Below are 7896 nucleotides of genomic sequence, written 5' to 3' on the forward strand. Positions count from 1 at the left end.
TTTACGGGTAAAAATGTATTGGTAACAGGTTCAAGCCGAGGAATCGGTGCGGAAGTGGCAAAAGTATTGGCAAGCTACGGTTTGAAAGTATGGATCAACTATCGTAGCGGTGCGGCGGCAGCGGATGCTATCAAAGCGGAGATTGAAGCTACCGGTGGTAAAGCGGCGGTGATCGGTTTCGACGTGAGCGATGAAGCGGCGTTTGTCGACGCGATCAAAACCATCGTCGATGCGGACGGTGAACTCTCGTACCTCGTTAATAACGCAGGGATCACGAATGATAAATTGGCACTTCGTATGAAAGCCGAAGAGTTCACCAGTGTCATCGATGCGAACCTTACCTCTGCGTTTATCGGATGTCGTGAAGCGATGAAAGCGATGCGCAAGCAAAAATTCGGAAGCATCGTCAACATGGCATCTATCGTCGGTGAAACAGGCAATGCGGGACAAACCAACTATGCGGCGAGCAAAGGGGGGATGATTGCGATGACCAAAAGTTTTGCGATCGAAGCGGCAACCAGCGGTATCCGTTATAACTGTATCACTCCGGGCTTTATCGCAACCGATATGACCGATGAGCTCAAAGAAGAAGTAAAAGCGGCATTCACCGCTAAAATCCCGATGGCACGTTTCGGAAATGCCGCAGAAGTTGCCGAAGCAACCGCTTTCTTGCTCAGTGACCATGCGAGCTATATCACCGGAGAGACCCTCAAAGTCAACGGCGGGATGTTTATGTGAAAAGCGTCATAAAAATCCAACTGCTTGGATTTTTTAGCTTTGAAACCGAAGGCTATATGCCTAAAGCATAGCCGAAGGAGAGTGCAATTTTGCCTCTTAAGGTAAATATGGTATAATTTGCCGATTTTATTCATAGGAACAGGAGCTATTATGGCACTTTTGGAAGATATTAAAGAAGTTGTGGTTGAGCAATTAAGCGTTAACCCGGACGAAGTTAAAGCGGATTCTAAATTCGTAGAAGATCTTGGCGCTGACAGCCTTGATGTTGTTGAATTGGTAATGGCTCTTGAAGAGAAATTCGACATCGAAATCCCTGATGATGAAGCGGAAAAAATCCAAACTGTTCAAGATGTAATCAACTACATCGAAAGCAAAAACTAAAAACCTTCGAGGCTCTGCCTCGATAGTCACCATCTAAAAATTATGGTCTAAGAGTTTGGCTTAATGGAGCCAAAGTTTCAGACCATCCACCATCAGGAGAAAATGTGAGAAGAGTAGTAGTAACCGGAATGGGAATGATCAATGCCGTTGGTCATGACAAAGAGAGCTCATTCAAAGCAATTTGTGAAGGCGAATGCGGGATCGATATGATCACCATCTTTGATGCTTCGACGCAAAGTGCCCAAATAGCCGGAGAGGTGAAAAACTTCGATCCTGAAAGTGTTATGGATGCTAGAGAAGTTAAAAAAGCGGACCGTTTTATCCATCTTGGGATCAAAGCGGCACAAGAGGCGATGGCGGATGCCAATTTTCCGGAAGGTTTTGATAAAGAGCGCTTCGGTATCGACGCGGCAGCGGGTATCGGCGGACTTCCGTCAATCGAGAAAAATTCGATTATCCTTGAAACCAAAGGGGCTCGTCGTATCTCCCCTTTCTTTATCCCGGGTGCTTTGGTAAATATGCTCGGCGGATTTATCTCTATCGATCACGGTTTGCAAGGACCGAATCTCTCTGCGGTAACAGCGTGTGCGGCAGGGACCCATGCGATCAGTGAAGCGGCAAAAACGATTATGATCGGCGGTGCGGATCAAATGCTCGTGGTTGCGGCAGAATCAGCGATTACCGGTGTCGGTATCGGCGGATTTGCATCGATGAAAGCACTTTCTACCCGCAATGATGATCCGAAACATGCTTCACGTCCTTTTGATGCGGAACGTGACGGATTCGTTATGGGTGAAGGTGCGGCGGCATTGGTACTTGAAGAGTACGATGCGGCAGTGGCACGCGGCGCCCGTATCTATGCGGAAGTGATCGGTTTCGGTGAGAGCGGTGATGCGAACCACATCACGACACCAAGTTTAGAGGGACCTCTTCGTGCGATGAAAGCGGCGCTCAAAATGGCGGGGAATCCGAAAGTCGATTACGTTAACGCGCACGGAACTAGCACACCTACGAACGATAAAAATGAGACCGCAGCGCTTAAAATCGCGTTCGGTTCCAAAGAGAACTGTCCTCCGGTGAGTTCAACCAAAGGTCAAACGGGTCACTGCCTCGGAGCAGCGGGCGGTATCGAAGCGGTTATCAGTATTATGGCAATGCGTGATGGTATCATCCCACCGACCATTAACTATGTAACACCGGATGAAAACTGTGATTTGGACATTGTTCCAAACGTAGCACGCAAAGCGGAACTTAACATCGTTATGTCTAACTCATTTGGATTTGGCGGCACTAACGGTGTCGTTATTTTCAAAAAAATATAAGAGGGCAAGCCGTTGGCTACCTATTTAGATTTTGAACAGAATATCCGTCAAATCCAAGAGGAGATCATTGCCGCAGAAGTGCGCTACGATCACCATGCGGTAGAGATCCTAAAGCAGGATTTGGACAAAGAGGTTCAAAAAACCTACGCTAATCTCTCCCCGTATCAAGAGCTTCAATTGGCACGTCACCAAGACCGTCCGTACGCGCTTGATTACATCAATCTCCTTTTGGATAAAAAGTATGAGATTCACGGAGACCGCCATTTCAGAGATGACCTCTCTATTATCTGCTACCTCGGCTATATGGGTGATGAACGGGTCATGGTTATCGGTGAGCAAAAAGGGCGCGGAACCAAAAATAAACTCAAACGTAACTTCGGTATGCCTCATCCTGAAGGGTACCGTAAAGCGCTTCGAGCGGCAAAAATGGCGGAGAAGTTTAATATCCCCCTTTTGATGCTGATCGACACTCCGGGTGCCTACCCGGGACTCGGTGCGGAAGAGCGTAACCAAAGTGAAGCGATTGCCCGTAACTTGCTCGAACTCTCAAATCTCAATACCATCACTGTTTCGGTTGTAATCGGCGAGGGGGGAAGCGGCGGAGCATTGGCTATCGGTGTTGCCGATCGCCTTGCTATGATGCGCTACTCCGTATTTAGCGTTATCTCTCCTGAGGGGTGTTCCGCCATTTTATGGAACGACCCGACCAAAGTGGAAGCGGCTACCAAAGCGCTAAAAATCACTTCGGCTGACTTGAAAGAGTTGGATTTGATCGATGATGTCATTGATGAGCCGCTTATCGGTGCCCATCGTGACAAAGAGGGGGCAGTGGATGCTCTTAAAACCTATTTCCTCGGTGAAGTGGGCAAACTAAGAGCGTTAAGCGATGCTGAACGTCTCGAAAAACGCTACAACCGTCTTGTCGGTATGGGTCGATTTAGCGAATAAGGTTCCTCCCTTATTCCTTCTCTATCGCTTCTTCTTTTTTCTCTTCTTTTTTAAATTTCGGACGTTTTAGCCGTTTTGCCTCTTTCGAAAAAGCAATCAACTCTTCAGTAGTACTAATGGTGTTTGGAACCACGGCAAGGGTGCGTTTGAGAAGCTTTGTCGTGGTCATAGCATCAGAGAGGGCACGATGGTGGGTTGCCTCTTTATAGAGCTCCAATTGATCGTTAAGATAGGCTAATCCGTAACGCTCGCACTCAATCGTCCTCTCCGCCAGATCAATCGTACATAACGAACGGTTGAGGAGTCGGGAGAGTCCGACACGCTCCATCATCGCCGAGACAAAATTATAATCGAATTTGGCATCATGACCGACGAAGACGGCATCTCCAAGAAAAAGACGAAATTCGTGCATTACTTTTTTGAGTGAGGGAGCTTTGAGGGTGTGTTCAGGTTTGATTCCGGTGATCTCTTGAATCTGATCGGAAATGTCGGTGCAGTAGACTAAACTCTCATAGGTATCTAGAATATGTCCGTTTTGCATTTTGACCGCACCGATCTCGATAATTTGATGATGTGCGGGTTTGGAACCGTTGGATTCGACGTCAACGATGCAAAAAAGGGTTTCGTCAATCGAGGAAATAGCGCTTTGAAATTTATAAAGACCGTTATCCAAAACGATATTCATCCCTTGCGCTTTGAGCAGTTCCAGTTCGGTTTCATCACCGATGAGAGAGTCAAATTCCACTTTGGGGATACCGTTTTTGGCAAGACGGGTTATGATTTTGGGATCGAGTATCTTCACCCTTTTGCCTTTTGGATAAACGAAATCACTTTGTTCGGATCTTTTTTCCCATAGGAGGCTTCGACTCCGCTGCTGACATCGACACCGTAAAAGCCGTACGATGTGAGCGGAGCGACGTTTTGAGCATCAAGACCGCCTGCAAGGATGATTTTGGAACAATCAACCCCTTCAAACCACTCGATATTGAGCCGTTTTCCGCTTCCTCCGAAGCATTCGCAATACGCGTCAACGAGACGGTATTCATTAGGGTAGGTGAAAATATCCTCACGGCATTTAGCACGGACGACCCGAAGGGTCGGGAAACCGACCTCTGCAAAGAAATCTTCCTCTACGTCAAAATGGATCTGTGAGAGGGTACATCCAGTGCTCAGGCAGGTAGCACGGATAAACTCTGGGGTTTCATTGACGAAAAGGGCAACTTTCTCGACAAAAGGGGGGAGCTGCGAAATGATTGCTTTTGCCGCTTCAGGGGAAACATAGCGAGGGGATTCGGGATAAAAGACGAATCCAAGGGCATCCGCTCCCGCGTTTATAGCTGTGAGGGCATCCTCAAGATTGGTAATGCCGCAGATCTTGACTCTCATACTTTGAGGCTATCAATCGCGGTTTTATAATCATCAGCTCCGAATACATAGCTTCCGGCGACGCAGACATCGACCCCTGCATCTTTGAGCAGTTGAATATTGGAACTTCCTACTCCGCCGTCGATTTCGATGAGACAGTTTGGATTAATACGGTCTCTCAATACTTTTAGGCGTTTGATCTTTTCAACGACACTCGGGATGAACTTTTGTCCGCCGAATCCCGGGTTGACCGACATCACCAGTACCATATCCACATCACCGAGGAGATATTCGACCGCTTCGGCAGGGGTATGCGGATTGAGGACGATTCCGGGTTTGATCCCTAGTGAGCGGATATGCTGGATGAGACGGTGAGGATGCTTTTCTTCTTCGATATGAAAAGTGATATACTCGGGCTTGAGCGGAGCAAAGAGATCGACAAAAAAAGTATTGTTTTGTACCATCAGATGAATATCGAGTGGCTTGGTCGCCGCACGTGCAATAGCACTCACCACAACAGGTCCGATGGTGAGGTTAGGGACAAAGTGCCCATCCATTACATCAACGTGTACCAAATCACACCCTGCCTCACATATGGCATTGACATCACGCGCTAAATTACCGAAATCGGCAGAGAGGACACTTGGGGCGATAAGCATAAGAGAAGCCTTCGTTATTTTTTTGACATTTTAGCGAAAACTTATCGCGTCAGGAAGAAAGTAAAGTGACTACCTTCAAAACTAAGGTCTACCTGCACCCCTTTTTTATTTTGGGCCATTTCCATCAGAGAGTTGACATCCATATAGGTACGCGGTAACGTAATATCGACACGATTCTTTTTATCGCCCAACAGCGCTTTGGCTCGCCCTCCGATGATATTGACAAACTCGGCAAGTGAGTCGAGGATCAACTCTTCGTTATCGGTTGCTTCGCCGATGAGGAGTTCGCACGCTTTCTTTGCAATATCTTTTGGGAATACGAGGATGATGATTCCATCCAAATCACCGTAAAACCCGATCGAACTGGCGTATTGATTTTTTGACTCTTTAATATCTAACGTTTGGATATTCATCGACTCTTTGGTCGCTTTGGCGTTGGTCATCATGGCGAGCGTTGAGACGGTAGCATCGACTAACCCCGGGAGCTCATTAATAAGCCCTTTGGTGAGCATTCTAACGTTTTTAGACGAAGTAGCACTGCTCCCCCCAAGCTCTTGAAGCAGATTTTTGTTCTTGAGAATATCATCCATCTGATCAAAAAAGAGCATCCCGGCATCTTCAAGGTCGTTTTTAAAGGTAATAGGGGTCTTTTCGAAGGTGAGTCCGACAAAACAGATCGTTGCATTATATTCGGCTGCCGAAGAGGCGAGTTTGGTAAAAAAATTCAGCGCGTGAACATTCATCGAGACCACTTTATAGGCATCAAAGATGAAGAGCCGGAAGCCGACATTGAGCGAATTGTTGTGATAGGCGATATTGAAAGTGTTTCCGACTTCGGCATCCAGAAAATTGGCAATCGTATAAATAATCGCATTTCCCGTGACGCGGGTGGCTATTTTTTGTCCGAACAGTCCCAAATACGTATCTTCTATGATTGCATAATAGAGATCAGGAGACTGTTTTTTCTCTTCAAACTCTTTTTTGGTCTGAGCAATTACCGGATTATGCCCGTAATCGAATAGCTCAATCGCCATCGCGGAGCGCTGAGAAGGATCATCGTTATACAGGAGAACAGTTTTTGAGTCGCTTTTGTTGGTAGAAACAAAGAGTTCCGCAATTTTATCGGTGCGAAAGAGAGAAAAATTGAGATTGCTTCCGTAAAATGTTTGGATCGTTTTGAACTTTGCCGAATCATAATCACATAACCCGACGGCAATATGCTTTTGATTTCGGATGTTAATCAAGAGACGTATAAAAACATCCAAGCCGTTTTTATTGAAAAAGATCACTTTTTTGAGTGATACCAAGAGCATGTCGATATTGAGTGCTTCGGTTGCTTTGATGTCCTCAATGGTTAGAAATGAGGGGGCGTTGTTCCCATCCAGAAAGCCCTGCGGATGGAAAACGGCAACTCTTCCTTTAACTGTTGCTCTCATCGTTCCCCACCACCTGCATAAAAGATTCATATATGTCTTGGACGAATTCGATTTGAAATTCGACAAACTCGTTTAATCCCGCACTCACATACGTACTTTGGCTTAACTCGTAGAAAAGGAGCAAATGCATCCATTGAGCTAAGATTTTTTCATTGCCGCTAATGGTGCTATCAGCCCCAGAGGCGGCATGTACAATGCGGATAATAGAGGGGGACATTTCCCATTTTGTCCCTATTTCGGTGCAAACATCGAATAAACTTAGTTTACTGAGTCGGTAGAGAATAGTATTATAATCGAGTGCTTTGACGGATCTGAGCTGCTCGACTTCACTTTTGTGCTCGGCAAAAAGGGCGTCACAGACGATAATACTGGCGGGCAAGAGGGTGATTGCACTTTCGGTATCGTGATTAAGCAGTTGGAGATGTTTGAGAATTTTCTCCCATTTACGGCTCAGTGAGGCCTGCAAATCATAGAAAGCATGATTGTCCAGAGAAAAAAGTTTCCACGCTTTTGGAGCTAATAGGCTCATAAGATAGTTGTACATGATTTGTTGAGCGGTCGAGACCCCTAGAATACTGAAAATTTGTGATAAGTCACTCACTTCATTTCGAAATCCGTAAATAGGGCGGTTGACCAATGTTTTGAGGTAGAGTTTGAGCGCAGGGTCTTCTTCGGCGCATTTTGCCGCTTTGGTCAAATCACCGACACGTACATAATCAAGGGTTTGTTTGACAACACTAGGAGCAGGCGGTATATTTTGGATATAAAGTAATATTTCTTCTTGAGTCACCACGTGTAACAGTATCCGATCTTAATTATTTTAAAAGAGGTGTATATTGTATTAGTCTATTGATTAAACGACCCTTTATAAGGGTTAAACCGTTGCTTAAGGTAAACTTTGGGTTCAATAAGATAAAATTCGCAACTAAAATTTACGCAAGGAGCCTCAAAATGGCAAGAAAATGTGCTATTAGCGGTAAAGGCCCAATGAGCGGGAACAACGTTTCTCACGCGAAAAACAGAACTAAACGCCGTTTTTTACCAAAC

At 45.9% G+C, this 7896-nt stretch carries 10 protein-coding genes; 5 read left to right on the top strand and 5 right to left on the bottom strand.

Annotation, left to right across the window (positions count from 1 at the left end; genetic code table 11):
- From fabG to accA, 4 genes are all read left to right on the top strand, one after another.
- A partial coding sequence (gene fabG / locus VFW36_RS09110) for a 3-oxoacyl-ACP reductase FabG (RefSeq protein ID WP_329658499.1) occupies positions 1 to 738 on the top strand: 738 nt, incomplete at its 5' end.
- Between the two features lie 150 nt (positions 739 to 888).
- On the top strand, positions 889 to 1119 hold the full coding sequence (acpP, locus tag VFW36_RS09115) for an acyl carrier protein (RefSeq protein WP_295010700.1): 231 nt from the start codon (positions 889 to 891) through the stop codon (positions 1117 to 1119).
- A 104-nt stretch (positions 1120 to 1223) separates the two neighbouring features.
- A complete protein-coding gene (locus VFW36_RS09120) occupies positions 1224 to 2441 on the top strand; it encodes a beta-ketoacyl-ACP synthase II (protein ID WP_329658500.1) in 1218 nt (405 codons plus the stop codon).
- Positions 2442 to 2453: 12 nt separating this feature from the next.
- Positions 2454 to 3389 (top strand): acetyl-CoA carboxylase carboxyl transferase subunit alpha, encoded by a 936-nt coding sequence (gene accA, locus VFW36_RS09125; RefSeq protein WP_329658501.1) that lies wholly within the window; start codon positions 2454 to 2456, stop codon positions 3387 to 3389.
- 10 nt (positions 3390 to 3399) lie between these two features.
- Here the strand turns inward: accA and VFW36_RS09130 are convergent, their stop codons facing one another.
- Genes VFW36_RS09130 through VFW36_RS09150 form a run of 5 tightly spaced genes read right to left on the bottom strand, consistent with a single transcriptional unit; the run spans position 3400 to position 7642 of the window.
- Positions 3400 to 4191 (bottom strand): 3'-5' exonuclease, encoded by a 792-nt coding sequence (locus VFW36_RS09130; RefSeq protein ID WP_329658502.1) that lies wholly within the window; start codon positions 4189 to 4191, stop codon positions 3400 to 3402.
- Positions 4188 to 4775: a phosphoribosylanthranilate isomerase gene (locus VFW36_RS09135; protein WP_329658503.1), complete on the bottom strand. Its 588-nt coding sequence runs from the start codon at positions 4773 to 4775 to the stop codon at positions 4188 to 4190. The genes VFW36_RS09130 and VFW36_RS09135 overlap by 4 nt, the downstream gene beginning before the upstream one ends.
- On the bottom strand, positions 4772 to 5413 hold the full coding sequence (gene rpe / locus VFW36_RS09140; protein WP_329658504.1) for a ribulose-phosphate 3-epimerase: 642 nt from the start codon (positions 5411 to 5413) through the stop codon (positions 4772 to 4774). The genes VFW36_RS09135 and rpe overlap by 4 nt, the downstream gene beginning before the upstream one ends.
- 41 nt (positions 5414 to 5454) lie before the next feature.
- Entirely contained in the window at positions 5455 to 6849 is a 1395-nt protein-coding gene (locus VFW36_RS09145; protein ID WP_329658505.1) for a chemotaxis protein CheX, read from the bottom strand.
- Positions 6833 to 7642: an HDOD domain-containing protein gene (locus VFW36_RS09150; protein ID WP_329658506.1), complete on the bottom strand. Its 810-nt coding sequence runs from the start codon at positions 7640 to 7642 to the stop codon at positions 6833 to 6835. The genes VFW36_RS09145 and VFW36_RS09150 overlap by 17 nt, the downstream gene beginning before the upstream one ends.
- A 158-nt stretch (positions 7643 to 7800) precedes the next feature.
- Between VFW36_RS09150 and rpmB the strand changes: the two genes are divergently transcribed.
- Positions 7801 to 7896: 50S ribosomal protein L28 (rpmB, locus tag VFW36_RS09155; protein ID WP_329658507.1), on the top strand; the 96-nt coding region annotated here is incomplete at its 3' end.

The organism is Sulfuricurvum sp., from assembly GCF_036279695.1.
Taxonomy (GTDB): Bacteria; Campylobacterota; Campylobacteria; order Campylobacterales; family Sulfurimonadaceae; genus Sulfuricurvum.